General features: G+C 68.9%; 22 protein-coding genes and 2 pseudogenes. 8 read left to right on the forward strand and 16 right to left on the reverse strand.

The features are described from left to right. Positions 1 to 4: 4 nt before the first annotated feature. The 3 genes from ASD47_RS09870 to ASD47_RS09880 are packed head-to-tail and all read right to left on the reverse strand — an operon-like array spanning position 5 to position 2,042. Positions 5 to 1,168 carry an acyl-CoA dehydrogenase family protein gene (locus ASD47_RS09870; RefSeq protein ID WP_056755165.1) on the reverse strand — a complete coding sequence of 388 codons (1,164 nt, stop codon included), beginning with the start codon at positions 1,166 to 1,168 and terminating at the stop codon, positions 5 to 7. 3 nt (positions 1,169 to 1,171) lie between these two features. Beyond that, entirely contained in the window at positions 1,172 to 1,591 is a 420-nt protein-coding gene (locus ASD47_RS09875) for a MaoC/PaaZ C-terminal domain-containing protein (protein WP_056755167.1), read from the reverse strand. A gap of 7 nt (positions 1,592 to 1,598) precedes the next feature. Continuing rightward, entirely contained in the window at positions 1,599 to 2,042 is a 444-nt protein-coding gene (locus ASD47_RS09880; protein ID WP_056755170.1) for a MaoC family dehydratase N-terminal domain-containing protein, read from the reverse strand. 161 nt (positions 2,043 to 2,203) lie between these two features. Between ASD47_RS09880 and ASD47_RS09885 the strand changes: the two genes are divergently transcribed. Beyond that, positions 2,204 to 3,007, forward strand: a complete 804-nt coding sequence (locus ASD47_RS09885; RefSeq protein WP_056755173.1) for an SDR family NAD(P)-dependent oxidoreductase — start codon at positions 2,204 to 2,206, stop codon at positions 3,005 to 3,007. A 174-nt stretch (positions 3,008 to 3,181) separates the two neighbouring features. Here ASD47_RS09885 and ASD47_RS09890 read toward each other — a convergent pair whose 3' ends face one another. Genes ASD47_RS09890 through ASD47_RS09900 form a run of 3 tightly spaced genes read right to left on the reverse strand, consistent with a single transcriptional unit; the run spans position 3,182 to position 5,834 of the window. Continuing rightward, positions 3,182 to 3,748: a nuclear transport factor 2 family protein gene (locus ASD47_RS09890; protein WP_056755176.1), complete on the reverse strand. Its 567-nt coding sequence runs from the start codon at positions 3,746 to 3,748 to the stop codon at positions 3,182 to 3,184. Continuing rightward, positions 3,745 to 4,449, reverse strand: a complete 705-nt coding sequence (locus ASD47_RS09895; RefSeq protein WP_056755179.1) for a hypothetical protein — start codon at positions 4,447 to 4,449, stop codon at positions 3,745 to 3,747. The genes ASD47_RS09890 and ASD47_RS09895 overlap by 4 nt, the downstream gene beginning before the upstream one ends. Positions 4,450 to 4,451: 2 nt before the next feature. Beyond that, positions 4,452 to 5,834, reverse strand: coding sequence for a phenylacetate--CoA ligase family protein (locus ASD47_RS09900; protein WP_056755181.1), 1,383 nt, complete (start codon positions 5,832 to 5,834; stop codon positions 4,452 to 4,454). Between the two features lie 192 nt (positions 5,835 to 6,026). On the opposite strand from ASD47_RS09900, the gene ASD47_RS09905 reads away from it, so the two are divergent. Beyond that, complete coding sequence (locus ASD47_RS09905) at positions 6,027 to 7,190, forward strand: NADH:flavin oxidoreductase (RefSeq protein ID WP_056755184.1); 1,164 nt, start codon at positions 6,027 to 6,029, stop codon at positions 7,188 to 7,190. A gap of 3 nt (positions 7,191 to 7,193) precedes the next feature. Here the strand turns inward: ASD47_RS09905 and ASD47_RS09910 are convergent, their stop codons facing one another. Beyond that, entirely contained in the window at positions 7,194 to 8,018 is an 825-nt protein-coding gene (locus ASD47_RS09910) for a hypothetical protein (protein WP_056755188.1), read from the reverse strand. Positions 8,019 to 8,171: 153 nt separating this feature from the next. On the opposite strand from ASD47_RS09910, the gene ASD47_RS09915 reads away from it, so the two are divergent. From ASD47_RS09915 to ASD47_RS09930, 4 genes are all read left to right on the forward strand, one after another. After that, positions 8,172 to 8,939, forward strand: coding sequence for an SDR family NAD(P)-dependent oxidoreductase (locus ASD47_RS09915; protein ID WP_056755191.1), 768 nt, complete (start codon positions 8,172 to 8,174; stop codon positions 8,937 to 8,939). 129 nt (positions 8,940 to 9,068) lie between these two features. Further along, complete coding sequence (locus tag ASD47_RS09920) at positions 9,069 to 11,177, forward strand: 3-hydroxyacyl-CoA dehydrogenase NAD-binding domain-containing protein (protein ID WP_056755194.1); 2,109 nt, start codon at positions 9,069 to 9,071, stop codon at positions 11,175 to 11,177. Positions 11,178 to 11,188: 11 nt separating this feature from the next. After that, on the forward strand, positions 11,189 to 12,301 hold the full coding sequence (locus ASD47_RS09925) for an acyl-CoA dehydrogenase family protein (RefSeq protein ID WP_056755197.1): 1,113 nt from the start codon (positions 11,189 to 11,191) through the stop codon (positions 12,299 to 12,301). Next, complete coding sequence (locus tag ASD47_RS09930) at positions 12,298 to 13,503, forward strand: acyl-CoA dehydrogenase family protein (RefSeq protein WP_056755200.1); 1,206 nt, start codon at positions 12,298 to 12,300, stop codon at positions 13,501 to 13,503. The genes ASD47_RS09925 and ASD47_RS09930 overlap by 4 nt, the downstream gene beginning before the upstream one ends. A 171-nt stretch (positions 13,504 to 13,674) precedes the next feature. Here the strand turns inward: ASD47_RS09930 and ASD47_RS09935 are convergent, their stop codons facing one another. Continuing rightward, positions 13,675 to 15,993 carry a TonB-dependent receptor gene (locus ASD47_RS09935; RefSeq protein ID WP_200945246.1) on the reverse strand — a complete coding sequence of 773 codons (2,319 nt, stop codon included), beginning with the start codon at positions 15,991 to 15,993 and terminating at the stop codon, positions 13,675 to 13,677. A 272-nt stretch (positions 15,994 to 16,265) separates the two neighbouring features. Between ASD47_RS09935 and ASD47_RS09940 the strand changes: the two genes are divergently transcribed. Next, on the forward strand, positions 16,266 to 17,105 hold the full coding sequence (locus tag ASD47_RS09940; RefSeq protein WP_056755682.1) for an SDR family NAD(P)-dependent oxidoreductase: 840 nt from the start codon (positions 16,266 to 16,268) through the stop codon (positions 17,103 to 17,105). On the opposite strand, the gene ASD47_RS09945 is transcribed toward ASD47_RS09940, so the two are convergent. From ASD47_RS09945 to ASD47_RS28195, 8 genes and pseudogenes are all read right to left on the reverse strand, one after another. Beyond that, positions 17,102 to 18,487 carry a DUF1254 domain-containing protein gene (locus tag ASD47_RS09945; protein WP_056755207.1) on the reverse strand — a complete coding sequence of 462 codons (1,386 nt, stop codon included), beginning with the start codon at positions 18,485 to 18,487 and terminating at the stop codon, positions 17,102 to 17,104. The genes ASD47_RS09940 and ASD47_RS09945 overlap by 4 nt on opposite strands. A gap of 9 nt (positions 18,488 to 18,496) precedes the next feature. Then, positions 18,497 to 19,792: a sulfotransferase gene (locus ASD47_RS09950; RefSeq protein ID WP_056755209.1), complete on the reverse strand. Its 1,296-nt coding sequence runs from the start codon at positions 19,790 to 19,792 to the stop codon at positions 18,497 to 18,499. Between the two features lie 4 nt (positions 19,793 to 19,796). Further along, on the reverse strand, positions 19,797 to 21,035 hold the full coding sequence (locus ASD47_RS09955; protein ID WP_056755212.1) for a cytochrome P450: 1,239 nt from the start codon (positions 21,033 to 21,035) through the stop codon (positions 19,797 to 19,799). Positions 21,036 to 21,049: 14 nt separating this feature from the next. After that, positions 21,050 to 22,306 carry a hypothetical protein gene (locus ASD47_RS09960; RefSeq protein ID WP_056755215.1) on the reverse strand — a complete coding sequence of 419 codons (1,257 nt, stop codon included), beginning with the start codon at positions 22,304 to 22,306 and terminating at the stop codon, positions 21,050 to 21,052. A 25-nt stretch (positions 22,307 to 22,331) separates the two neighbouring features. After that, positions 22,332 to 22,536 (reverse strand): adenylyl-sulfate kinase (locus ASD47_RS27255; RefSeq protein ID WP_235525836.1); only part of this gene is annotated, 205 nt, incomplete at its 5' end. A gap of 1 nt (position 22,537) precedes the next feature. Continuing rightward, positions 22,538 to 24,378: pseudogene (gene cysN, locus ASD47_RS09965) on the reverse strand (sulfate adenylyltransferase subunit CysN); the annotation flags it as partial. Next, positions 24,379 to 25,290 (reverse strand): sulfate adenylyltransferase subunit CysD (gene cysD / locus ASD47_RS09970; protein WP_235525837.1); only part of this gene is annotated, 912 nt, incomplete at its 5' end. A 1-nt stretch (position 25,291) separates the two neighbouring features. Beyond that, positions 25,292 to 25,422: pseudogene (locus ASD47_RS28195) on the reverse strand (sulfate adenylyltransferase small subunit); the annotation flags it as partial. A gap of 302 nt (positions 25,423 to 25,724) precedes the next feature. On the opposite strand from ASD47_RS28195, the gene ASD47_RS09975 reads away from it, so the two are divergent. After that, the gene (locus ASD47_RS09975) at positions 25,725 to 25,925 is read left to right on the forward strand and encodes a hypothetical protein (protein ID WP_156402190.1); all 201 of its coding nucleotides are present in this window, start codon (positions 25,725 to 25,727) and stop codon (positions 25,923 to 25,925) included. Positions 25,926 to 26,045: the final 120 nt, after the last annotated feature.

Here is a 26,045-nt window from a genome sequence, read left to right on the forward strand (position 1 = left end):
GCCCTCACAAGCCCAGCACGCTCGATGCGATGATGTTCTTCTGCACTTCGCTGGCGCCGCCGTAGATCGAGGCCGCGCGCAGGGTGAAATAGTTCGACGCCGCCTCGGACGGCGCCTCGCCCTGGCCTTCGTAGACGAAGGCGTAGCCGGCCGGCCCGACCACGCGCAGCAACAGCTCAGAAGCCGCCTGCCGCAGTTCGACGCCCTTGATCTTCAGGATCGACGAGCGCGGATCGACCTGCCCGGCCTGCTGCGCCGCCAGGACGCGCAGCTGGGTGATCTCCAGCGCCCGGAGCTCGGCCTCGATCGCGGTCGCCTCGGCGGCGTGCCGTGCTTGCGCGGCTTCGGTCAGGCCCGCTTCGACGCTGGCCAGGGCGTCGGCGACCCGCGCCAGGATTCGCCGGGTCATACCGATCCGGGCGATGCCGGTGCGCTCGTTGGACAGCAGGTACTTGGCGTAGGTCCAGCCCTGGTTCTCTTCGCCCACCCGGTCGCCGACCGGCACCCGCACATCGTCCAGGAACACCTCATTGACCTCGTGGCGGCCGTCGATGGTGATGATCGGCCGTATGGTGACGCCCGGGCTCTTCAGATCGATCAGCAGGAAGCTAATGCCGCCCTGCTTCTTGGCCGCCTTCGGATCGGTGCGCACCAGGGTGAACATCCAGTCGGCCCGGTGCGCCATGCCCTGCCAGAGCTTCTGGCCGTTGACGACATAGTGGTCGCCGTCGCGCACCGCCGTGGCGCTGAGCGCCGCCAGGTCGGATCCGGCGCCCGGCTCAGAGAACCCCTGGGCCCACCAGATGTCCAGGTTGGCCGTCGCCTCCAGGAAACGCGCCTTCTGCTCGTCGCTGCCATAGGCGATCAGCACGGGTCCGATCATCGAGACGTTGAACGACAGCGGCTCGGGCGCGCAGGCCGCGTACAGCTCGTCCATGAAGATGTAGCGCTGCACGGCGCTCCATCCCGGACCGCCCGCCGACGCCGGCCAGCTGGGCGTGGCCCAGCCAACCCGGTTCAGCGTCCTTTGCCACTCGACCACGTCGGACTTGTCGAGGGCCCGGCCCTGCTCGACCTTGCGGCGGGTGTCCGGCGACAGGTTCTGGGCCATGAAGGCCCGGACCCGGTCCCGGAACGCGATGTCCTCTGGGGAAAAGCTCAGGTCCACGGGTCAGCCGATCCGCACCAGGGCGTCGCCGACCAGGGTGACAGGGCCGTCGACGACCGTCGCCCGCAGCGTCAGCTTGGCCAGCCGCTCGCCCTTCTGTTCGACGATCTGCTCGACGATCCCGTCACAGGCGACCGTAGCGCCCAAGGGCGTGATTGCGGCGAACCGGACGCCGAACTGGCGGACGGCCGTCGCCCCGGCCCAGTCGGTCAGGGCCCGGCCCAGATAGGCCATCGACAGCATGCCGTGAGCAAAGACGTCGGGGAAACCCGCGGACGCGGCGAACGCCTTGTCCACGTGGATCGGGTTGTGGTCCCCCGACCCGCCGGCGAACAGGGCCAGGGTCAGGGGCGTGATCGGCCCGGTCGTCAGGGTCGGCAAGGGGTCGCCAGCTTTCAGGGTCGATAGGTCATGCGTGCTCATGCCGGCCTCAGTTCCTGATCACCGCGACGCTTTTCAGCGTGGCGCAGACGACGTCGTCCTGGTTGCGGGCCAGCGTTTCGAGCACGACGAACTCCAGGGCCCCGTCCTTCTTGTCGTAGATGTCGGCCACGGTCTGGCGCAGGCGAAGGGTGTCGCCGACGCGGATCGGATGGTGATGCTCGAACACCTGCTCGCCGTGGAGCATGCGGGCCAGATCGGCCTCGATCACGTCCAGCACCAGGTTCTTCTTGAACGGGCTGAGGTTCAGCAGGGTCTGGGGATAGGTGGGCGGGGTGGGGATCCGCTCGTGACCGGCCGCGCGCGCCGCTTCGGCGTCCAGGAAGACTGGATTGGTCTCGCCGATCGCCTGACAGAACAGGCGCAGTTGACTGAGTTCGACGTCGATCGAGACCTCTTCCGTCGTGGCGCCGATATGCTTGCGGTCGATCATGGAACTCCTCGCGGACGACTGTCCGTTTGAATCCCACGGGCGCGAGGCGGGGGCGAGTCCGCGCCAAAGGCTATCGCTGTTGCGATCAAGCGCCTCGCGCCACGCGACGGCGCGAAGACCATCCCTTACCTAGATCGGGGGATCGCAACAGGATCGAGATCATGACGCGACTGGCAGGTTTGGTTTCCATCATCACCGGCGCGGCGTCGGGCATCGGCGCGGCCACGGCCGAGCTGTTCGCGGCGGAGGGCGCGCCGGTCGTGATCGCCGACATCGCGCTGGACAAGGCGGAAGCCACGGCCGAGCGACTGCGCGCCGGCGGCGGCGAAGCGATCGCCATGGCTTGCGACATCGGCTCGGAGGACTCGGTCAAGGCCGTGGTCGCCGACACGGTCGCCGCCTTCGGCAGGATCGACGTCGTGGTCAACAACGCCGCCGCCACCTTCCTGTCGGCCACCCAGGACGGCCCGCTGCTGAAACAGAGTGTCGAGTTGTGGGACACGCTGATGGCGATCAACCTGCGCGGCCCGATGCTGATGTGCCGGGAAGCCGTCCCGCACATGGTCCGCCAGGGCGGCGGCGCGATCATCAACATCTGCTCGAACTCGATGTTCCTGGGCGACCTGGGCAACACGGCCTATGCCTGCTCGAAGGCCGGCCTCGCGACCCTGACCCGCTATGTCGCCGCCCAGCACGGGATCGACGGCGTGCGCTGCAACGCCATCTCTCCCGGCTACATCCCGACCAAACCGGTCACCGACAAACGGCGCGCCAAGCTCGAAAAAGCCCTGCTGCGGCAGAACACCGTTCCCCGCGGCGGAGTGCCGGAGGACATCGGCTGGATGGCGGTCTACCTGGCGTCCGCGGAATCCGCCTTCGTCAATGGTCAGGTCTACAGCGTCGACGGCGGCGCCCAGTCCCACGCGCCGCACATGCCCGACCTGCGCGACTTCCTGGCGGGGTGAGGGCCACTCCCACCACGGCTCTGGGGCGTTTTCAAATCCACCTCATCCTGAGGTGCTCGTCGCGAGCGGCGAGCCTCGAAGGACGCACAGACTGAGCCGCCCTGCGTCCTTCGAGGCCCGCTGCGCGGGCGCCTCAGGATGAGGAAGACAAATTGTTCCTGTCGCCGTCGAGATCTAAGGCGCCGCCGGCCGGCGGGTGATCGCCGAGACGTCCGCATCGCCCCAGAAACTCTTCCAGGTCGGGAAGCGCGGCAGCATCATCGGCGGCGCGTGCTTGGGCGTCGGACCGGGCCAGCGCGCGAAATCCGCGTCCTGCGGCCTCTCCAGCACGTCGCAGGTGTAGAAGAAGTCCTCGACCCGCCGGGCGAAGTACCAGACCCCGTCCCGCCGCTCATAGGTGTCGAAATAGCAGATGGCCTGGACGATCCACTGGTCGCCGAACTCATGCTCGGCCCGGCAGTAGACGCGGCCTTCGGCGACGTCGCCGTCGATGCGGTCGATGGCGTGGCCGGTGATGGTGTGGACGGTGCGATAGAAGTCGCGCACGGCCGGCTCGATGAAGCCGCGCAGGGCCTCGCGCCCCTTGCCGCGCCGGCCGCAGTCGATGTCCTCGACGAACATGCCCAGCCATTCGTCGATGTCGCGCCGGTCGACGGCCATGGCGTAGCGGACGGCCAGTTGCTGGATCGCCAGGTGGGACTCGATCCGGTCCAGCCGCTCCAGGACGCCCACGTCGGTCATTCCCCGTCCTTGAGGCTGACGCGCCCGTCCGCAACCCGCCCCCGGAAGCCGGTGTCCAGGCGCTCGTAACGGGCGGCCCGCCCGGGGCCCGAGGTCACGAGAATGCGCCCCTCGCCGTCGGTCTCCAGCGTCCATTCGGCCGTATCGTAGGCCGCATCCTCGCCGGGCGCGGCGATCAGGATCAGGGGCCCCAGAAGGGTCATGCGGTGCGGACGAAGGCCCAGCGCCTCCAACGCCGCGGCGGCCGGGCCTCGCGCGCCGACGACCGGCAGGTCGCCGAACACCTTGGCGGCGTCCAGGCCGAACATCGCCAGGCCGTCGACGGTCTGCTTGGTGACGCCGAGCACCGCGTGCAGCGGAAATCGTCGGGCGTACATCTCGACCCGGCCCGCGTCCCAGGGCGTGGCCATCCCGTTCATCACCTGCGCGCCCAGCCGCATGGCGGCCAGGTAGTAGGGCCAGAACTGGCCGCACTCGCTGTAGTTATGCACCAGGTCGATCAACGAGCCCGCCTCGACGCCCAGCGCGCGCAGTTGCCCCTCGGCCCAGTCGACGTCGGCCAGGACGTCCCGGTTCGAGAGCGGATAATGGACCAGGCCGCTGGCCATGGGCGCGCTGCCGACGCCCCAGATCGCGTCCGGCGCGTCGAAGGTCAGGGCGGCCGAGGTCACGGGCGGAGCATCCAGCACGGCTGTGGTCATCCTCAGGCCTTTGCGACGCGGGGGATCTTGTGGGGCGGGCCCAGCTTGATCAGTTCGCTGTTGGGGATCAGCTCGACCTGCGGGCGGATCTTGATGCGCGCCTCGACCTGGTCGGCCACCCGGCGGGCGACGTCCTCCAGGTCCGGCTCGCCGTCATAGCCGACGCGGAGCTTCAGCTCGGTAAGCTCGCGTTGCGGGCGGATGATCTGGAACAGGGCGGCGGCGGTCTCGGGCACTTCCTCGACCGCCGTCCAGATGTCGCGCGGCAGGATCGAAACGCCGTCGACGACCACCTCGTCGCCCAGTCGGCCGGCCAGCCACAGCCGCACGTGCTCTCGGCCGCAGGCGCAGGGCGCCTTGGTGTAGCGGACGAAGTCGCCGGACCGGTAGCGGATCAGCGGGTCGGTCTTGTTGTGGATGGCCGTCACCACCAGTTCGCCGCCCTCGCCGTCGGCGACATGGCGATCGCCGCCCGGCTCCAGGACCTCGACGATGGCGATGTCCTCCCAGGCGTGGAACCCGTCCTTGGCCTGGCACTCCCAGATCGTGCCGGAATCGCCCAGGCTGGAAAATTCGAACACCTTGACGCCCCAGCGATCCATCGTCCGCTGCATGCGCGGCCCGATCGGCTCGCCGCCGTAGATGCAGGCCTTGAAGCTGGAAAACAGGTCGACCATGTCGATCCCCTTCTCCCGCTCCAGCCGCTCCAGGCCGTAGATCACCGGCGAGGACAGCATGAAGAAGATCGTCGGCCGGTACTTCAGGATCCACTCGACCGCCTGCTCCACCTCGTTGGGATCGTGGTTGAGCATCAGCGGAATGGCGCCGGCCGCCCGGGTGATGCGATGGGCCACGCCCCGCAGGACCGTGCTCAGCTCCAGCACATAGTCGCCGGGACGCAGGCCCAGGTGCCAGTATTCCCGGGGGGTGAAGGGCCCCTCGTAGGGCCGGTTCCAGCGTTCGGCGAAGAGAGTGGGATCGCCGGTCGTGCCCGAACTGGACCCGATGTTGTGGATCTCGGCCCGATCGACGCAGAGCACGCCGCCGAAGGGGTCGTCGTGGCGGTCGCGGAAGTCTCGAAGCGTATCCTTGTCCATGAACGGCGCGCGGGCCTTGAAGTCGTCCAGGGACGTGATGCTCAGCGGGTCCACCCCGGCCGCGCTCCACACCTCGCGCACGATCGCCGATCGCTCCGCCACCCAGGCCAGCTGCTCCAGGAGCTTGTTTTCCTGCAGAACCTCGATCTCGGCCCGCGAGGCCGTTTCCACCGCGTCCAGGAAGGGCTTGTCGCTCCACTTGGCGACGTTCTCCCTCTGGTACGCGACGCTGTTGCCCGACGGGTTGAGCGCCATGGCGTCGGAAGGATCGGCGGCGGCGTCGAGCATGCTCGGTGTTCCCTAAGGCCCGCGGGCGCGCCGTCTGACGCGGCGTTGTCGCAGAGTTGTATATTGGCCCCAACCCTCGGATCGAAGCCAGCGGCGCGGTTGATCGGGCATGCGATAATCGGCCGAACAAGGTGGCGCCGCCAGGCTGCGGACGCCACGATCCGCATCCAGGTTGCGCCCGAGGAAGACGATATGACGGCCGGTTCCGGCGACGAGCAAAGTCCGCTGTTCCAACCGCTCGCCGTTGGCCCGCTGACCCTGAAGAACCGCGTCGTGATGGCGCCGATGTCGCGGTATTTCTGCCCCGACGAGATCCCGCACGACGACGTGGTCCGGTATTACGCCCGACGCGCCCGCGGCGGGGTGGGCCTGATCGTCACCGAGGCCACCTATATCGGTCACCCCTCGGCGCACAGCTATGAGAACGTGCCGCGGTTCTATGGCGAGGCCTCGCTGGCGGGCTGGAAGCGGGTGGTCGAGGCCGTCCATGCCGAGGGCGGCAGGATCATGCCGCAGCTGTGGCACACCGGCAGCTTCCGCGAGATCGGCATGGCGCCCGACCGCGAGGTTCCGGGCTTTGGCCCCTCGGAGAACCTCAACGCCTTCGAGAACACCACCCACCTGACCAAGCCGATGAGCGAGACCGACATCGCCGACGTCATCGACGCCTATGCGGTCGCGGCGGGCCACGCCCAGGCCCTGGGCTTCGACGGGGTCGAGCTGCACGCCGCCCACGGCTATCTGATCGACACCTTCTTCTGGCACGAGACCAATCGCCGGAACGATCCCTGGGGCGGCCCCACCCTGGCCGCGCGGGCCCGCTTCGGGGTTGAGGTGGTCAAGGCGATCCGGCGCAAGGTCGGTCCCGACTTCCCGCTGTCGTTCCGCTGGTCGCAGTTCAAGCAGCAGGACTATCGCGCCCGGCTGGCCCAGACGCCGCGCGAGCTGGAGACGCTTCTGGGGCCGCTGTCCGACGCCGGCGTGACGATCTTCCACGCCTCGACCCGGCGCTTCTGGGAGGCGGGCTTCCGCGACCTGTCGGAAAAGACCTTGGCCGGCTGGACCCGGGAGATCACGGGCAAACCCGTCATCGCCGTCGGCAGCGTCGGCCTGGCCGGCGTGGCCTCGACCGCCAAGACCGCGCCGGGCCAGGTCAACAGCGCGACGGTCAGCTTCGCCGACGCCGCCCTCGATGGCGTCGAGCGGGTCGAGGCGCTGATGGCGGCCGGCGAGTTCGACCTGATCGCGGTCGGCCGCGCCCTGCTGGCGGATCCCGATTGGACGGACAAGGTCCGCGAAGGCCGGCTGGACGAACGCATCCCCTTCGAGAAGGAACTGCTGGCCAGCCTCTATTGATCGTCACGCCGGTCCGGCGGCTTCCACCAGCATGGCCATCGGCCCGAACGTCTCCACGGCGTCGAACTGGTCCTGGGAGCGCAATCCGATCAGTCCAGCGAACCCCAGGGCCGACAACGATACGCCCGCGGCCGTCTCCACGCGCCGCGGCACGAGCATCAGCCAGTCGCGGGTGATCAGCAGATTGTAGGCGGCCAGCTCGCCGGCCTGGCCCGGCTCCAGCGCGCCGTAGGCGTCCTGGACCAGCCCCAGCAGCCGGTCGGTCGCGGCGGGCAGGTCGTCGAACGCACCGGCTTCGAAGCGGTGCAGCCGGTGGGCGAAAGGCAAGGCCGAGGTTCCGATCATCGCCGCCACCGACGGCTCGTAGTCCGGGATGAACTGCAGGTGCCGATGCCGCTGGCTGGCGCCGGCCTGGCCGTTGCTGTTGAAGAAGATCAGCCCCGGGCTCTGCGCCAGCATCAGGGCGCAGGCCTCCAGGTCAGCCCGCTCCAGCGGTTCTCCCTGCTCGACGAACTGGCGGGTGATCAGCACAAGATGGCCGGTGAACGCCTGGAACTTGTTGAGGATCGCCACGTGGGTGTCCGACAGGTCCGCGACGAACAGGTCCTGTTCGAACGGCAGGAACGGATTGGTCGACGACTTGTCGCCGGCGCGCGGCATCTTGGCCGCCACGTCCTTCATCGCCAGGCTCGAGAGCCATTCGACCCGGAAGACCATGCCGGCGTCCTCGACGACCCGTTGCTCGGCGACCACCGGCAGCAAGGCGCCGGTGGAAAGCGCATGGGCTTCAGCCCGGCTGATCGCGGTCTTCAGATCCAGGGTCGTCATGCTGGTCTCCCGTTCGGTGCGCCGCCATTGTTCTGTCCCCGCCGGCGCTCGGCGAGGGCCCTCACTTCGGCATCGCGCATCCGATGCCTTGGACCCGCCGCTCGTCGGGCGGTAGACGGGTCGCTATCGCCTTGGCGAACACAGGAGATCCCCATGAGCTCGCCCTTCGACCTGACCGGCCGCGTCGCCTTGGTGACCGGCGCCTCCTCGGGACTGGGCGCGAGGTTCGCGCGGATGCTGGCGGCGCAAGGCGTGAAGGTCGTCGCCGGCGCGCGCCGCCTGGACCGGCTGAAATCACTGGCCGAGACGATCCGGGCGGAGGGCGGACAGGTCGAACCCGTCGAGATGGACGTGGAGGACGAAGCCTCCATCCAGGCCGCCTACGACCACGCGGAGGCGACGTTCGGCACGGTCGACATCGTCATCGCCAACGCCGGCGTCAACGCCCAGGGCCCGGCCACCGACCTGGCGGCCGACGACCTGGGCCAGCTTCTGCGGATCAATGTCCAGGGCGTCTATCTGACGGCCCGGGAGGGGGCGCGCCGGCTGATCGCCTCGCCTGATCCGTCGCGGGGCCGAGTCATCCTGCTGGGCTCGGTGGGTTCGCTGCGGCCGCTGGCGGGGCTGACGGCCTATTCGGCGTCCAAGGCCGGCGTCGCCATGCTGGGCAAGGGCCTGGCCCGGGAATGGGCCCGTCACGGGATCAACGTCAACACCATCTGTCCCGGCTGGATCGTCACCGAACTGAACGCCGAATGGCTGGCCGGCGAAGGCGGGCAGAAGCTGGTCAAGACCTTCCCCCGCCGCCGGGTGATGACCCCGGACCACCTGGACGGGCTGGTCACCTTCCTGAGCTCGGACGCCTCCAGCGCCATCACCGGCGGCGTCTTCGCCGCCGACGACGGCCAGTCCCTGGCCTAGCGACGGCGGCTCGGTCCCGGGTCATCGCCCGGACCATCGTAAGCGCGATCAGAAACCCCGAACGCGCGGGTTTGGTTGAGGCCGCCTTCCCGCCGCGCGTAAGACAGGACGTCAGCTTCGGGAGTTTCCATGTCCGCCGTCGAATACGCCGTCGAGAACGAGGTCGCGGTCCTCACCGTCGCCTACCCGCCCGTCAACGCCCTGAGCCTGGCGGTCCGCACGGGACTGGCCGAGGGCCTGGCGCGGGCCCTGGCCGACAGCGGCGTCAAGGCCGTCGTGGTCATCGGCGGCGGCTCGACCTTCATCGCCGGCGCCGACATCAGCGAGTTCGGCACCCCTAACAGCGCCGCCGAACCCCGGCTGCAGACCCTGCAGGCCCAATTCGAGGCCAGCGCCAAGCCGATCGTCGCGGCCATCCACGGCACAGCCCTGGGCGGCGGTCTCGAACTGGCGCTGACGGCCCACGCCCGTGTCGCGGTCGCCTCGGCCAAGGTCGGCCTGCCGGAGGTCAAGCTGGGCCTGCTGCCCGGCGCCGGCGGCACGATCCGCCTGCCGCGCCTGACCGGCGTCGAGGTCGCCCTGGAGGCCGTCACCACCGGCCGTCACATCGGCGCCGTCGAAGCCGAACGGCTGGGCGTGATCGACGCCATCGTCGATGATCTGCGCAGTGGTTCCGTGGCCTACGCCCTGAAGCTGGCGACCGACGGCGCGCCGGCCCCGGTGCGCGACCGCAACGACAAGGTCGGCGGCGTCGATCCCAAGGTGTTCGAGGACTTCCGCGCCAAGAACCGCAAGAAGTGGCGCGGCCAGATCGCCCCCGCCCGCATCGTCGACGTCATCGAGGCGGCGACGAACCGAAGCTTCGACGAGGCCAAGGCCTTCGAGAACCAGGCCTTCGCCGAGCTGATGGCCAGCGACCAGCGCAAGGCTCTGATCCACTACTTCTTCGCCGAGCGCGAGGCCCGCAAGATCCCCGACGTGCCGGCCGAGGTGAAGCCCCTGCCCGTCCGCAAGGTCGTGGTGATCGGCTCGGGCCTGATGGGGGGCGGCATCGCCATGTCGTTCGCCAACGCCGGCATCGCGGTCAAGCTGCTGGACGTCAACGCCGAGGCGCTGGAGCGCGGCATGGCGGCGGTGCGCAAGACCTACGAGACCTCGCTGTCGCGAGGCTCGATCAGCCATGCCCAGATGGACGAGCGGCTGGGCCGCATCCAGCCCATCGGCGGCTATGATGACCTGGGCGACGTCGACATGGCCATCGAGGCGGTGTTCGAGGACATGGCCCTGAAGCAGGAGATCTTCGCCCTGCTGGACAAGGCCACGCCGCCGCACGCCATCCTGGGCACCAACACCTCGTCGCTGGACATCGACCAGATCGCCTCGGCCACCAGCCGCCCCGACAAGGTGATCGGCGCCCACTTCTTCAGCCCGGCCAACGTGATGAAGCTGCTGGAGGCCGTGCGCGGCTCCCAGACCAGCGCGGAGACCATCGCCACGGTGATGGCGCTGGGCAAGCAGATCGGCAAGGCGCCGGTGCTGGCCGGCAACTGCGACGGCTTCATCGGCAACCGCATGCTGCAGTACTACACGGTCAACGCCGAATACATGCTGGAGCGCGGCGCGACGCCGGAGCAGATCGACCGTGTGGCCGAGGCGTTCGGCATGGCCATGGGGCCGCTGGCCATGCGCGACCTGGCCGGCATGGCCCAGGCGGTCAACGTCCGCGCCGTCCGCAAGAAGGCCCTGCCCGTCGACGAACGCATGCCCGAGTTGGTCGAGCGCATGGTCGAGGCCGGACGCATCGGCCAGCGCTCGGGTTCGGGCTTCTATCGCTACGAAGGCCGCGACCGCCTGCCCGATCCCGAGGCCATTGCGATCATCACCGCCGAGGCCCAGCGCCAAGGCATCGAGCAGCGCACCTTCACGGACGAGGAGATCCTGGCTCGCCTGTTCCATCCCCTGGTCAACGAAGGCGCCAAGGAGCTGGAGGAAGGCATAGCGATCCGGGCCAGCGACATCGATGTCGCCTGGGTCAACGGCTACGGCTTCCCCATCCATACCGGCGGCCCGATGTTCTGGGGCGAGCAGATCGGCCTGGACAAGGTGCTGGAGACCGCGCGCGTGCTCGGCGCCGAGAACGGCCAGACCCGTTGGGGGCCGTCGAAGCTGCTGGAACGACTGGTCGCCGAGGGCAAGGGCTGGAAGGACGCCCCGGCCCTGATCGCCCAGGGCCTGTAGGATCACAGCTCATGGCCTTCCTGCTCGACGACGACCAGCGCCAGATCGTCCGGGAGGCCGAGCGCCTTTTGGCCGACAGCTTTTCGCCCGACCGCCTGCGCGGCCTGCTGGAGCGAACCGGAAGCCATGACGAGGTCTTCTGGACCGCGTGCCGGGAGATGGGCTGGACCGCGATCACCCTCGCCGAGGCGCATGGCGGCCTGGACCTGGGTCCTGTCGAACTCTGCCTGACCGCCCAGGTCGCCGGCCGCTTCGCCGCCGGCGCGCCTTTCCTGTCAACCAGCTTCGGCGTCAGCGAGGCCCTGCGCCTGCATGGTGCGCCTGAGCTTCGGGCCAGGCTTCTGCCGAGCCTGGGAAGGGGCGAGACGATCGGCGCGGTCGATCTGTCCGCCGCGCTCGACGGCGTCCGCCCACCCGAGCTTCGCAACGGCGCGCTGCATGGCGCGCTTGGCCCGGTCGCGGCCGGTCTGCAGGCCGGCTTGCTGGTCACCCTGGCGCAGGACGTGGCGACCGGGACCAACGTCCTGGCGCTGGTCGAGCTCGACGCCCGGACTCGTCGGGCCCCGGTCCAGACTTTCGATAACAGCCGCGGCTATGCCGACCTGACCTTCGAGGGGGCCCCGGCCATGATCCTGGTCGCGACGGACGCCCGGAAGGCCGCGCTGGACCTGCTGGCCCGCGTGGCGGCCGTCGTCGCCTTCGAACAGTTGGGCGTCGCCGAGGCGTGCCTGGAGCGGGCCCGCGCCTTCGCCAACGAGCGCCAGGCCTTCGGCCAGCCGATCGGCAAGTTCCAGGCGATCAAGCACCGCATCGCCGAGATCTATGTCGCCACCGAGCTGGCGCGCGGCGCGGCCCTGCGCGCCGTCCTGGCCTTGCGCGACAATGCCGACGACCTGGTGATCCGGGCCGGGGCGGCGCGGCTCTGCGCCATCGAGGCCAGCGAACTGGCCGCGCGCGAGGCGATCCAGACCCACGGCGCGATCGGCGTCACCTGGGAGCACGACCTGCACCTCTACTATCGCCGCAGCCGCGCCCTGGCGCTGGAACTGGGCGCCGCCGGGCGCTGGGAGGATGTCGTGGCCGAACGCTTGGTCGCCCGTCATGCCAAGGACCTGACCGCATGAGCGCCCTTTCCCCCGAACTGGAGGCCTTTCGCGCCCGCGTCGTCGCCTTCATGGAGCCGCATGTCGCTGAGTTCGGCCAGGCCGCGCGTCTGGGCCTCTCGCTGGACGACGACGTCGCGCTCGCCCGTCGCTGGCAGGCGACCAAGGCGGCGGCGGGCTTCGCGGGCCTGACCTTCCCCACCGAGTATGGCGGCGCGGGCCTCAGCCAGATCGAGCAGGTCCTGTTCGTCGAGGAGGAAGCCGCGCGCGGCTTTCCCTCGGCCTATTTCGTGATCAGCCTGTCCATGCCGATCCCGATGATGCTGCGCTACGCGACGCCCGAGCAGAAGGCCCGCTTCGTGCCGCCAGCCCTGCGCGGCGAACAAATGTGGTCGCAGCTGTTCTCCGAACCCTCGACGGGCTCGGACCTGGCGGCGGTGCGCACCCGCGCCGTCCGCGACGGCGACGACTGGATCCTGTCCGGCCAGAAGGTCTGGACCACCTTCGCCCAGTATTCCGACTACGGCGTCATCGTCGCCCGCTCGGACCCGGACGCGCCCAAGCATCGTGGCCTGACCTATTTCTTCGTGGACCTGAAGGCGCCGGGCGTCACGGTCCGGCCGATCCGGCAGCTGCACGGCGCTGAGGAGTTCAACGAGGTCTTCTTCGACGACGTCCGCATCCCGGACGCCTGGCGCCTGGGCGAGGTCGGGGCGGGCTTCCGCCTGGCCGTCGAGACCCTGATGATCGAACGCTATACGGCCGCCGCCGACGAGACCGGTTTCGGTCCGCCGCTCGACGCCCTGGTCGCCCTGGCCCAGGAAACCCAGGTGGACGGCCGGCCGGCCAGCCAGGACGGCCGCGTCCGCGGCGTCATCGCCCGCGCCTTCGCGACGCAACAGGCGCTGTCGGCCATCCACGAGAAGTCCGTCCTGGAACTGGCCGCAGGCCGCGAGCCCGGCCCCGAGGGCTCGATCCACAAGCTGGTCGGCGCGCGGGGCCGGCGCGAGGTCGCGATCTGCGCGCTGGACCTGCTGGGCGCGGACGGGCTGCGGTTCGACGCCGGCGCCCATCCCCGCCCCAAGACCGACTTCGCCATGTCGTGGATGGACCAGCCCACCCTGCGCATCGCCGGCGGGACCGATGAGATGCTGCTGAACACCGTGGCCGAACGGATCCTGGGCCTGCCGCAGGACTATCGGCCCGACAAGGCGCCGCGCTGAGGCCAAGGGGCCTTGGGTTGTGACTCTCCACGCTTCCCCTTTTTCACCGACGGTTGTTGGTGATGATGAGAATGGTCAGGCCGTTGACGGCCCTCCGATGTGGCCGCCGGCAGACAAAAAAAGGGGCGGAGATCACTAGGATCTCCGCCCCTTCAGTTTGATCGAAGGTCGTTAGAACTCGTACTTCAGCCGCACGCCGTAGGTCCGCGGGTCGCCCGGGGTCCGGGCGCTGAAGCCCAGCGAGGAGAAGACGTCGAGCATGGCGAAGTCGTACTTCTCGTTCAGGGCGTTGTTGACGTAGAGACCGATGGAGGCGTTCGTCCCGCCCACATTGCGCAGCTCGGCGTTCAGGTTCACCAGTTCGTAGGCGTAGGTGATCTGGGTCGGGGCGGCGCCGTCGTTGTCGACGAAGCCGTCGCTGTGGAAGTAGCTGACGCCGAACGACAACTCACTGCCGATCTTGTCCGGGATGGTCGGCATGAAGCGGGCCGACAGGCTGTAGACGTTCTTGGGCGTGCGCGAGAAGGCCGTGGCCGATAGGTCCACGCCGTTCGGGTCGATGAACTGCTTGAACTTCCCGTCCGCATAGGCCCAGAAGCCCGACAGCTCGACCGATTGCACCGGCCGGAACAGGAACTCGAATTCCCCGCCCTGGACCTGGGCCTTCTGGGCGTTGGCCGTGACCGTCGTGATCGGGATCACGGTGTTGTCCTGCAGCAGCCGCTGGATGTCCTTGTACTGGCTGCTGTAGAGGGCGAGGTTGGTGCGCAGGAAGGCGCCGTTGAAGCGCCAGTCCGCCTTCACGCCGACTTCGACGTCGTCGACGATCTCGGGCTCGAAAGTCCGGCGCAGGCCGGCCTCGGTCGAGGCGCGGGCCCCGAAGCCGCCGGTGCGATAGCCGTGGCGGTGGGCGACATAGACCAGCTTGCCGTCGCCGAACTTGTAGTCGAGGCTGACATTGTAGGTCGGCTCGCTGTACTTGACGGCCAGCGGCAGGTCGCAGTTGGCCAGGGTCGGCCGGGTTTCAGCGGTGGCCGAATTGTGGTCCTCGTCCATGGTGAAGCGGCAGGCCGTCGCCGTCCGGCTCAGGATGTCGGCTTCGCGCTTGTCCCAGTTGCCCCGCACGCCGGCGGTCAGCGACAGCCCCTTCACGCTCGGGAAGGCGTAGGTGCCCTGGGCGAAGACCGCGTAGCTGGTGTTCTTGGCCTTGACCCAGGTGTTGGCCCAGCCCGGATAGGCGAAGACGCTGGTGGGCTGCACGTCGCCGAAATCGACCGCGCCGGTGACGCTGGCGCCCTGGTCCGAACCCTTTTCGCGGAAGTAGTAGGCCCCGGCGATCCAGTTCAGGTTGCCGCTCTGGCCCAGGATCTGGAGTTCGTCGGAAAACTGGTGCTGGTCGAAGATGCGCTCGATCTCCAGCAGCGGGATCGGCAGGCCGTCGGTGTCTTCGTAGCTGTGCGATTTCACGTCGCGATAGCCGAAGATGTTCTTCACCGAGATGTGGTCGCCGAGATCGTAGACCGTCGAGTTGGCGACGGTCACGGTTTCGACCTTGGAGAACGACGGCGTGCCGCTGGCGGTCTTCAGCGTGCCCCGGGCCTGCTGGTCGGCCAGCATCTGCTGCAGGGTCGGATAGTTGCGCGGCGTCCTCGCCGGCGCGGAGTTGAAGACGCCGTTGGGATTGACGGCGCGCACATACGAGCCGGCGCCGCCCTCGTTGGAGTGATAGGCGTCGACCACCAGGGTGTTGGTCAGGGCGTCGTTCGGATCCCACTTCAGGGAGAACCGCAGCGCCTGGTTGTCGGTGAAGTTGACGTTGCGGCCCAGCAGGACGTCGTAGAGATAGCCGTCGTCCTTGTTGCTGACCACCGCCAGGCGGGCCGCCAGCTTGTCGCCCAGCGGCATGTTGACGACCGCCTCGGTGTTCAAGGTGCCGAAATTGCCAACGGTAACACCGAACGAGCCGCCGGCCTCGTGGGTCGGCGCATTGGGGATCAGTTGGACGATGCCGCCCGTCGAGTTGCGACCGAACAGGGTGCCCTGCGGTCCCTTCAGCACCTGGACGGACGCCAGGTCGAACAGGCCGCCATTGGCGCCCTGCGAGCGGGGCGCGACGATGTCGCCGATATAGAGCGAGACCGACGGGTCGGCCAGGATGGTCAGCTCCTGCTGGCTCTGGCCACGGATCGCGAAGGTCGGGGTGCTCTTGTTGGCGCCGGCGCCCGGGACGATGATCAGGGCCGGAGCCTGGGTGCGAAGGCCCGACACGTTGGTGATGTTGGCGCGCTCCAGGGCCTTGGGCGCCACGGCCGTCACGGCCAGGGGAACGTCCTGCAGGCGCTCCTCCCGCCGCCGGGCGGTGACGATGATGTCGTCGACGGTGGTGACGGTCTGCGCCGAGGCGGCGGCAGGCGGGGCCTGGACCGGCGCGTCCTGCGCGAGCGCGACGGCCGGCACGCCGCACAAGGCGGTCGTAGCGCACGCCAACACGCGCCAATTTCCTCGAATGCCCATGAAGCCTCCCCTTCCTGCGTTTCTATTCCCTAGCCGCCAGTCGTCTGGCCGCGCGAGGTCCGCTCTTCTTCTGGCGGGCTCCCGATGAGACACCCTATGCCCAACGGCGGCCTTGCCTATGCGTCACGCCGTCCTCATCGCGTCAGCGATATGCCCCTTCCATCGGGTGCGGCGGCTGGACGCGGCTACCTTGAGGAGAAAGGCTGGAGCGGACCCGGCGCGGCGTCGGTGTGCTCAGCGAGGCTTCGATGGTTTCCCCCAAGGTGTGGTTCATCACCGGCGTATCCAGCGGGTTGGGGCGCGCGATCGCCGAGGCGGCGCTGTCCGCCGGCCATGTCGTCGTGGGCACCTTGCGCAAGGCCGACCAGTTCGCCGCGTTCGAAGCGCTCGCGCCCGGCCGGGCCCACGCCCTGGCCCTCGACGTCAACGACGCCGCGGCGGTCGGCCCTGCCGTCGAGGCCGCTGTTCGCCTGGCCGGCGGCCTCGACGTGGTGGTCAATAACGCTGGCTACGGGCTGGTGGGCGCGGTCGAGGAACTGACAGAGGCCGAGGCCGCCCGCGAGATGGACACCAACTTCTTCGGGGTGTTCAGAGTCGTGAAAGCGGCGATCCCGCACCTGAAGGCGCGTGGCGGCGGCGCCATCATCAACGTCGGGTCGGTGGCGGGCGCCCGGGGCTTTCCGGGCATGGGGCTCTATTGCGCCTCCAAGTTCGCGGTGGCCGGACTCAGCCAGGCCCTGGCCAAGGAACTCGCGCCGTTCGGCATCCGGGTGACCGTGGTCGAGCCCGGCGGCTTCCGCACCAATTTCGGCGCCGCCAGCATGGCCTGGGCCCAGGCCCCCCTGCCCGACTATGCGGCGATGACGGCCCGTCTGCGGGACTCGATGGAGCGCCCGGTCGTTCCCGCGCCCAACGATCCGGCCCGCGGCGCGGCGGTCGTCCTGGCCCTCGCGGCGATGGAAAACCCGCCCGTCCACCTGGCGCTGGGCGCCGACGGTCGCAAGTACATCCGCGACGCGATCCACGCGCGCCTGGCCGACTACGACCTGCATGTCGACCTGGTCGAGTCGACGGCCTATCCGGTTTAGGTTTCCAGCGGTCGAGCCACCAGCGGCGGCGGGGCATAGGTCTTGTCCAGCAGCGTCGCATGGGGACCGTACAACCGTCCCACCACCTGGAACGGCCCCGCCGGTACGGGCAGCCAGTCGCCCAGGCGATCGGCGGGCGGCGGCGCGTTCTGGAGCAGCAGGGTGAAGCCGCCGTTGGCGTTGCGGCGGATGTCGGCGTCGCGATCGCCGCGCTTATAGCGCCCGGAGGGGTGGGGAACGAGCAGCCGCGTGGCCGCGTCGTAGACCGTATAGGACCAGAAGCCGTCGACCGGCGGCGCCGCGTCGAAGGTCATCGCGTAGGTCGCGGCCGACCCGTCCAGCGCCGCCCCGGCGGCGTCGACCTCGGCGACCATGTAGACCACCTCCGCGGCGCCCGGCCCCCAGATGGCGTATCGGGCCGCGACCGCCCGGGCCAGATAGGCGCCGGAAGAGCCGGTCAACCGATCGCGACCGCCGCGCAGGTCCAGGGGATAGACCCAGCCATTGACCGGCGTGTCGAGGTTGGCCAGCCGATGCTCAATCCTGGCCCGTCCGGCGTCGATCCCGGCCTGGATCGCCGCCGCCTGCTGCGGCGTCAGCACCGAGGCGTCGAAATCCGCGCCGGGCGCCACGCCGATGCCGGCGAAACGCTCGAACAGCGCCGCCTCGTCGGGATGGACGGCCGCCTGGGTCATCAGATGGTTGAAGGTTCCGATGAACTCGGGCGACGGCTGCTCGAAGAACCCCCGTCCTCGCAGGCCGGACGCGGGCGGGGCCGGAAACTCGGCCGCCGGCGGCGCTGGCGGCGGGGCCAGGCCCAGGAACGCGCTGAGCGGGACCAGGGCGTACCGGTCCTGCAGCGCGTGGATGGCGGCCTCGTCGCCCGGCCCTTCGACGATGATCCGGGTGAAGAGCTTGATGATCCAGCTGTCGGCCGTCACCACCTCGTCGACGCCCGGCGGCGAGGGGCCGCTCCAGTCCGGCCCGGCCAGCAGATAGGTCCGCGCCGCGTTGCCCACGTCCAGCGTGCCGCGGGTGAAGAAGTTCATCGTGTACCAGTCGGCGGCCTGAACGTTCTGGAACCGGTGGCCCTCGAACTGCGGGACCTTCAGCACCACGGGCTCGCGCCGCAGATCCAGCCAGGCGGCCGAGTACAGCGTGTCGGTGTTGATCCAGGGGATGACGTTGTTGAACGTCGGGCTGCCCAGGATCCGGAAGTGGGTGAACCGCCCGATCGCCTGCTTCTCCGGCGTGTCGGTGCCCATGGTCTGCCGGTGGAAGAAGCCGTAGGCGATCATCATCGGGAAGGCGTAGACATAGGCCTCCTCGGCGATGGCCGTGATCGTGTCGGACGACAGGGCGGGATCGATTGGCGAGGTCATCGGGCGCCCTCAGACCGCGAACCGGCGGTCGACCGGAATGGAGAAGCGCTCCTGGTAGAACCCCAAACGGCGGCGCAGGTCGCCGGCGTCGAGGCCGAAGTCCTCGGCGGCGTACTCGTGGCCGCCGTGCTTGCCCTGGCGATTGTCGTCGATCCAGGCCTGCATCGCGGACGCGGCCTCCGGGCTCAGCGCGTCGCCAGCGACCGCATAGATGCGTCGCACGCAGCCCAGCGGATCGGCGATCAGGTCGGTGAACTGGATGTCGACGAAGCGTCCTTCATCCTCGGGCCTGTCCTCCACGCCCTTGCGGAGCAGCCGCTCGACGATCGACGCCATGTCCGCCCCCACCGCGTGCGGGTTGGGATGGTCGTAGTAGCGTCGCCCGCCATAGGTCGTCAGGCTGGCCAGCGAGATGATCGCCGGCACGGGATCGCGGTGGGTCTGCACCAGGATGGCGTCCGGAAAGACGCTCAGCAACGGCTTGAGCTGCTCCAGATGCTGCGGCGCCTTCAGCACCCAGCGCTCCCCGCCGCGCAGCCACTGCAGGGTCTGCAGCACGCGACGGAAATAGCGATAGCCTTCGGTATGGTCGAAGGCCTGGTGCCAGCGACTGTAGCTGGGAACGCGGTAGCTCCACTCGAACTGCAGCGAGGCGAAGGCGAAGATCAGCAGGCTGATGTCCTCGTCCGGCTGGTCGGCCGTCAGCTCGTGCATCAGCTTCAGGTCGGGCACGACCTTGTCCAGCATGTCCAGGGACTGACGCATGCGGACCAGGCGCGGGTCGGGGTCGGGCTGCAGCGCCGTCGGATCGCCGTCCGGCAACGGGACGACCTGCTCCCAGAACGGCGAGGAGCGCTTGGCCGGGTCTCGCGACAACAGGCGGTGCAGGATGGTCGTTCCGCTGCGGGGCAGGCCGATGACGACGATCGGGCGTTCGACCGGCTGATCCAGGATTTCCGGATGGCGCCGCCAAAGGTCCTCGAACCGCAGCCGCATGGTCAAGAGACCCGCGAGCTGGTTGAACACCTGCAACCGACCCAGGGCGTGGAGCTCGACCTCTTCGTTCAGCGACCGGCACAGGACGGAAAGGGGCTCGTCCAGCGGCGCCGGACCGAAATCGACCGGTCCGCCGGCCCGCAGGATCGCCTCGGCCTTGAGGGCCTCGGGCGTCAGGGCCAACGCGCTCGCCGCGGGGATCGCGCCGTTCAGCGCGGCCAGTCCTGCGGCGGTGTGCTCAGGATAGGCCAGGGCCCGGGCGCGCCCCGTCAGGGCGGCGTCCGGCGGTAGGGGCATGGACCTCAGCATCCGATCAGCTCCAGGCCACGTCGAGACCGGTATGGCCCCAGTACATCCACGTCCGCACCCGGCCGCCCAGGCCCAGCAGGCGCAGGTTGGGCAGGCGTTCGATCAAGCGTTCCAGGGCGATCCGGGCCTCCAGCCGGGCGACCGGCGCGCCGAGGCAGAGATGGACGCCCGAGCCGAACGACAGGTGCTGGCGCGCCTCGGGCAACGGCCGATCGATGCGGAACTCGTCCGGGGCCTCGAACACCGCCGGATCGCGATTGGCGCCGCAGATCGAGAACATCAGCTTGGCGCGCTCGGGGATGTCATGGCCGTGCATCTGCGTCTCGGAAAGGCTGGTGCGGAAATGCGCCAATACCGGCGGGTCGAAGCGCAGCGACTCTTCCACGGCGTTGTCGATGAGCGACGGGTCGGCCTTCAGCTGCTCCCAGCGTTCGGGCGCCTCCAGCAGCCGCCGCAGCAGGTGGCCGATCAGGTTGGTCGTCGTCTCCTGGCCGCCGGTCAGGAAGGCCAGGCAGATGTTCAGCATTTCCTCGTGCGTCAGCCGCCGTCCCTCGACCCGCGAGACCAGGGCGCGCGACATGAAGTCGTCCGGCAGCACCGCGCCCAGGTGCGAAAGGTCCGGGTCGTCGACGCCCGCCGCGGCCAGCAGGGCCTGGCGCTGCTCGATCAGGGTGGTGAAGTGCGGATAGATCTCCCGCAGCACGACCTCGTAGGAGCCCGGCTCGGGATCCTCGAAGGTCAGGAACTGCAGCGTGTCGCTCCAGCGCTTGTAGTTCTGGTAGTCGGCCTCGGGCGCGCCCAGCATCCGGCACATCATCCGGGCCGGCAGCGGCAGGGCGAACAGGCTGTAGAAATCGCCCTGGCCGTCGGGAATGGCCAGCATCGCGTCGAGCAGTTCGTCGACGATAGCCTCGATCTTCGGGCGCCAGGCCTTGACCATCGGCGGCGTCAGGCCGCGCTGCACCACCATGCGAAACGCGGCGTGGAAGTCGCCGTCGGTCTTGAAGCCGACGTCGCTGATCGAGTCCTTCATCGCGTTGCCGAAGCGGAACGACCAGATCGGATTGCCCTGCAGGATGTCGGTCTTGATCTCGGCGTGGTCGCTCAGGACGTAGTAGTCCGGCCGGCCCGCCTGCGCGGGTTGATGGTGGAAGGGACAGGCGGCGCGCAGGGCGCCGTAGGCCGCGCCGGGATCGGCCAGCGCGTCTTCCTCGAACGGGTCGAAATGGATGTCAGACGCCATGGTGTCCTCCTGAATCAATCCAGCCGCCGCGCCAGGTCGGCGGCCCGTTGCGACAGTTGTCGCCGTCTCTCCGCCGGCGTGACCCAGCGCATGTCGGTCGGCAGGGCGCTCGCCAGGACGTCCAGCTTCACGACGCGCGACCCGCGCACCGAGCGCTCGGTGTCGAACCCGCCGTCCGGCAGCCCCTGCCAGCGATGCAGCATGGTCCCCTGCTCCAACCCGGCGGGATCCAGCCAGTTGTGGACCCCGGGATCGGACAGCGCGACGACATAGGTGATCGTCCCGTCGGCCGAGCGGTGGGCCTGGTGTTGGTTCAGGCTGGAGGTGTGGGCGCCATAGTCCATCGAGGCGCCCCAGGGATCGGCCAGCTGGACGCCCAGATACCGCGCCCCGCACGGATCGATCGTGACGACCAAGGCCTCGTCGACAGCCAGTTCAAAGCGGGCCTCGCTGGTGGCCTGCTGCGTGTAGGAGAAGTTCTTGGCGCGGCCCTTGGCGATCTCGTTGAACGGCGTCCCGAACCACTGGGGCATCAGGCGAAGCCAGTAGTCGATGGACGCGTCGATGGCCGCGACCACCTCGGCGACCAGTTGGCCCTCGGAGCGCGCCGTCGCACCGGGGCCGGCGGTGCGGGTGACCGTCAGCGAGACCGGCGTCTCCGCCGCCCAGTCCTGCAGCGAGTCCCGCACGAAGATCAGGCGGGCGGCGCCGGGGCGGGTCTGCAGGTGGTTGACGCGGCCGCCGGTCTCGTCCGGCCCGACGGTGAAGCTGAACCGCCCTTCGTCGTCCCTGTCCAGTTGGTCGAGGATCAGGACGCCCTGGGACCGGCTGTCGACACCAGACCCCGGATAGGCGTCGAACAGGGTGAAGCTGACATCGGCGCCGGGACGATCGTTGACCTGGCCGTCGATGCGGAAATCGCTGACATCGTCCACGGCGATGACCCGGTAGACGTTGTCGGGATTATCGACCCCGTGCCGAGTTCCGGGCACACGCGTCCCGTCGCGCGCGTGCGGCAGGTTCAGCGTCCAGAACGCCGTGGCCCGGCCTACGTCCATGGCCACCACCGACACCACCGCGCTGAAGGCCATTTCCTCCAGGTTCAGCGGGATGGTCGCCCGGCCGGCCGGCGCCTGCGCCAACGGGTGGGCCTCGAACGCCGCGCGCTTGGCCTCGACGGCCGCCTGGACCGCCGGGTGCGCAAACAGCCGCACGGCGTCGGCCTCGATGGCCAACTGGCCGGGTCCGTTCAGCACCGATCGCACGGGCATGTCCATCTCCTCGGTCCTGGCCGTTTCAGACTTCGTAGTCGATCTCGCCTTCGAGCCAGGCGACGATGCGCTCGGCGGCTTGGACGGGGTCCATCCTGGTGGTGTCGATCACCAGTTCGGGGTGCTCTGGGGCTTCGTAGGGGCTGTCGATGCCGGTGAAGTTCTTCAGCTGTCCGGCGCGGGCCTTTTTGTAGAGGCCCTTGACGTCGCGCTGCTCGGCGATGGCCAGGNGGGGCTTCGTAGGGGCTGTCGATGCCGGTGAAGTTCTTCAGCTGTCCGGCGCGGGCCTTTTTGTAGAGGCCCTTGACGTCGCGCTGCTCGGCGATGGCCAGGGGRGTGTCGACGAAGACCTCGACGAACTCGCCGTCGTCGAGGATCTCGCGGGCCAGGCGGCGCTCGGCGCGGAACGGCGAGATGAAGGCGGTCAGSACGATCAGGCCGGCGTCGACCATCAGCTTGGCGACCTCGGCGACCCGGCGGATGTTCTCCACCCGGTCCTCCTCGGTGAAGCCCAGGTTGCGGTTGAGGCCGTGGCGGACATTGTCGCCGTCCAGCAGGTAGGTGTGGCGGCCAAGCGCGTGCAGGCGCTTTTCCACCAGGTTGGCGATGGTCGACTTGCCCGCYCCCGACAGGCCCGTCAGCCAYACCACCCGGCCGCGCTGGCCCTTCAGGGCCGCCCGCGAGGCCTTGCCCACGTCGGTGTGCTGCCAGTGGATGTTGTCGGCCCGGCGCAGGGCGAAGTTGATCAGCCCCGCCCCGACGGTGCGGTTGCTGATCCGGTCGATCAGGATGAACCCGCCCAGGTCGCGGTTTTGGGCGTAGGGCTCGAACGGGATGGCCTGGTCCAGCGACAGGTTGACCAGGCCGATCTCGTTGAGCTCCAGCTTCTTGGCGGCCAGGTGCTCCAGGGTGTTGACGTTCACCCGGTGCTTGATCTCCGTGACGCTGGCTCCGACCATCCGGGTTCCGATCTTCAGCAGGTAGGCGCGGCCCGGCGGCAGGGGCTCGTCGTCCATCCACACCACGGTGGCCTCGAACTGGCCGGACACGGCGACCGGGTCGTCGGCGGCCACCAGGATGTCGCCGCGGCTGACGTCGATCTCGTCGGCCAGGGTGATCGTCACCGACTGGCCGGCATAGGCCTCGGACAGGTCGTCGGGCTTGGTGACGATGCGGGCCACGGTGCTCTGGCGGCCGGACGGCAGGGACCGGACCTTGTCGCCGGGCTTGACGGTTCCCGCGGCGATCTGGCCGGAAAAGCCGCGGAAGTCGAGGTTGGGCCGGTTGACCCATTGCACGGGCATGCGGAACGACTGGCTGCGCAGGTCGTCCTCGACCTGCACCCCCTCCAGCCAGTCCATCAGGATCGGGCCSTSRWACCAGGGCGAGTCCTCGCCGCGGCTGGCCATGTTGGCCCCGGTCAGGCCCGAGATCGGGATCGGGGTGAACACCTCCAGGCCGATCTGGTCGGCGAAGGCGCGGTAGTCGGCGACGATGGCCTCGAACCGGGCCGGGTCCCAGCCGACCAGGTCCATCTTGTTGACCGCCAGCACCACGTGGCGGATGCCCAGCAGCTTGACCAGATAGGAGTGGCGGCGGGTCTGGGTCAGCACGCCCTTGCGCGCGTCGATCAGGATCACCGCGGCGTCGGCGGTCGAGGCGCCGGTGACCATGTTGCGGGTATATTGCTCGTGGCCGGGGGTGTCGGCGACGATGAACTTGCGCTTGTCGGTGGAAAAGAAGCGGTAGGCCACGTCGATGGTGATGCCCTGCTCGCGCTCGGCGGCCAGGCCGTCGACCAGCAGGGCGAAGTCGATCGCCCCGCCTTGCGTGCCCACCCGCCGGCTGTCGGCTTCGAGGGCGGCCATCTGGTCCTCGAAGATCATCTTGCTGTCGTAGAGCAGCCGGCCGATCAGGGTCGACTTGCCGTCGTCCACCGACCCGCAGGTGATGAAGCGCAGCAGCGACTTGTGCTGGTGGGCGACCAGATAGGCGTCGATGTCGTCGGCGATCAGGTCGGAGGGCTTGTAGACCGTGGCCTTGTCGGCCGTGACGGGGGCGGCGGCGGTCATCTAGAAATAGCCTTCCTGCTTCTTCTTCTCCATCGAGGCGGACTGGTCATGGTCGATGACCCGGCCCTGGCGCTCGCTGGTGGTGGTCAGCAGCATCTCCTGGATCACTTCGGGCAGGGTGGCCGCGGTGCTCTCCACCGCCCCGGTCAGCGGGTAGCAGCCCAGGGTGCGGAACCGCACGCTGCGCATCTGCGGGACCTCGCCSGGGCGCAGCCGGAAGCGMTCGTCGTCGACCATGATCAGCGASCCGTCGCGCTCGACCACCGGCCGCTCGGCGGCGAAGTACAGCGGCACGATCGGGATGGCCTCCAGGTGGATGTATTGCCASACRTCCAGCTCGGTCCAGTTGGAGATCGGRAACACCCGCAGGCTCTCGCCCGGGTGCTTGCGGGTGTTGTACAGCTTCCACAGCTCGGGYCGCTGGTCCTTGGGGTCCCAGCGCTGCTCGGCGGTGCGGAAGCTGAACACCCGCTCCTTGGCCCGGCTCTTCTCCTCGTCGCGCCGCGCCCCGCCGAACGCGGCGTCGAAGCCRTRCTTGGCCAGGGCCTGCTTGAGGCCCTCGGTCTTCCACAGATCCGTGTGCAGGGCGCTGCCGTGGTCGAACGGGTTGATSCCCCGCGCCTGCGCATCAGGGTTCTTGTGGACCAGCAGGTCAAAGCCCAGCTGCGCGGCGATGGTGTCGCGCAGGTCGTACATGGCCCGGAACTTCCAGGTGGTGTCCACATGCAGCAGCGGGAACGGCGGCTTGGACGGATAGAACGCCTTGGCCGCCAGGTGCAGCATCACCGCGCTGTCCTTGCCGATCGAATACAGCATCACCGGCTTCTCGCACTCGGCCGCCACCTCCCGAAGAATGTGGATGCTCTCCGCCTCCAGTCGCTGCAAATGCGTCAGACGCGCAGCCGACAGGGCNGAATACAGCATCACCGGCTTCTCGCACTCGGCCGCCACCTCCCGAAGAATGTGGATGCTCTCCGCCTCCAGTCGCTGCAAATGCGTCAGACGCGCAGCCGACAGGGCGGGGGAGCTGGCGGGAGCGTTCATGGACGGGTCCGCAAAGGCGTCGTGCGACAGCGAGGCGACTGGGGTAGGGGGCAAAACGCGTATCCGCAAATGGAAAGCTCCGCCGACGCACGAAAGCGCGTCGACGGGGCGGTGATCCTGAGCCTGGACCTAGGTCTCGCGGAGGCGGCGGGCAAGGCGGGGAAATCTGCAGGCGCTGTGAGCTTCGGTGGAGCCTCCCGTGTCGCCTGGCGTGGCGAGCGGCGCCGTTTCATGACCAAAAGTTCATTCGCGCAGGGTGGCGAAGCGGCGCATAACGCCGCTATCGGAAAATGGGCTTCCCGATGTCATCCCTGGCCGAATTCATCGCCGCGATCATGCTCTGGCTTTCCTCGATGGCGCTTTGCCAATTCGGCATGGCCGTCGAGCACCAGGCCAAGTCGCCGCCCAAGGCGGAGCGGGTCGTCGCCCGGAGCCCGCGTCAGCAGGCCGTCCAGGCCGTCGAGCATTGCCCCCGCCTACGCACGGCCGAGATCAACGCCTAGGCTTTCACCGCGCCAACCCCTGCCCAGGATGGGAAATCCGGCGGAAGCCGCTATGCGCGCGGGCTTTTCACCGCTAGGTTTATTTGTTGCGTGCGAGAGGGGCGTCCGCGCGGCGATGTT

It is taken from the genome of Caulobacter sp. Root1472, from assembly GCF_001426985.1.
GTDB classification, from domain to species: Bacteria; Pseudomonadota; Alphaproteobacteria; order Caulobacterales; family Caulobacteraceae; genus Caulobacter; species Caulobacter rhizosphaerae.

Coding starts and splice junctions, on each gene's coding strand:
- ASD47_RS09945 (WP_056755207.1), bottom strand. CDS start 18,487: ATGACCTCGCCAATCGATCCCGCCCTGTCGTCCGACACGATCACGGCC.
- ASD47_RS09875 (WP_056755167.1), bottom strand. CDS start 1,591: ATGAGCACGCATGACCTATCGACCCTGAAAGCTGGCGACCCCTTGCCG.
- ASD47_RS09930 (WP_056755200.1), top strand. CDS start 12,298: ATGAGCGCCCTTTCCCCCGAACTGGAGGCCTTTCGCGCCCGCGTCGTC.
- ASD47_RS09960 (WP_056755215.1), bottom strand. CDS start 22,306: ATGCCCGTGCGATCGGTGCTGAACGGACCCGGCCAGTTGGCCATCGAG.
- ASD47_RS09955 (WP_056755212.1), bottom strand. CDS start 21,035: ATGGCGTCTGACATCCATTTCGACCCGTTCGAGGAAGACGCGCTGGCC.
- ASD47_RS09885 (WP_056755173.1), top strand. CDS start 2,204: ATGACGCGACTGGCAGGTTTGGTTTCCATCATCACCGGCGCGGCGTCG.
- ASD47_RS09925 (WP_056755197.1), top strand. CDS start 11,189: ATGGCCTTCCTGCTCGACGACGACCAGCGCCAGATCGTCCGGGAGGCC.
- ASD47_RS09950 (WP_056755209.1), bottom strand. CDS start 19,792: ATGCTGAGGTCCATGCCCCTACCGCCGGACGCCGCCCTGACGGGGCGC.
- ASD47_RS09940 (WP_056755682.1), top strand. CDS start 16,266: ATGGTTTCCCCCAAGGTGTGGTTCATCACCGGCGTATCCAGCGGGTTG.
- ASD47_RS09920 (WP_056755194.1), top strand. CDS start 9,069: ATGTCCGCCGTCGAATACGCCGTCGAGAACGAGGTCGCGGTCCTCACC.
- ASD47_RS09890 (WP_056755176.1), bottom strand. CDS start 3,748: ATGACCGACGTGGGCGTCCTGGAGCGGCTGGACCGGATCGAGTCCCAC.
- ASD47_RS09910 (WP_056755188.1), bottom strand. CDS start 8,018: ATGACGACCCTGGATCTGAAGACCGCGATCAGCCGGGCTGAAGCCCAT.
- ASD47_RS09975 (WP_156402190.1), top strand. CDS start 25,725: ATGTCATCCCTGGCCGAATTCATCGCCGCGATCATGCTCTGGCTTTCC.
- ASD47_RS09905 (WP_056755184.1), top strand. CDS start 6,027: ATGACGGCCGGTTCCGGCGACGAGCAAAGTCCGCTGTTCCAACCGCTC.
- ASD47_RS09895 (WP_056755179.1), bottom strand. CDS start 4,449: ATGACCACAGCCGTGCTGGATGCTCCGCCCGTGACCTCGGCCGCCCTG.
- ASD47_RS09915 (WP_056755191.1), top strand. CDS start 8,172: ATGAGCTCGCCCTTCGACCTGACCGGCCGCGTCGCCTTGGTGACCGGC.
- ASD47_RS09900 (WP_056755181.1), bottom strand. CDS start 5,834: ATGCTCGACGCCGCCGCCGATCCTTCCGACGCCATGGCGCTCAACCCG.
- ASD47_RS09880 (WP_056755170.1), bottom strand. CDS start 2,042: ATGATCGACCGCAAGCATATCGGCGCCACGACGGAAGAGGTCTCGATC.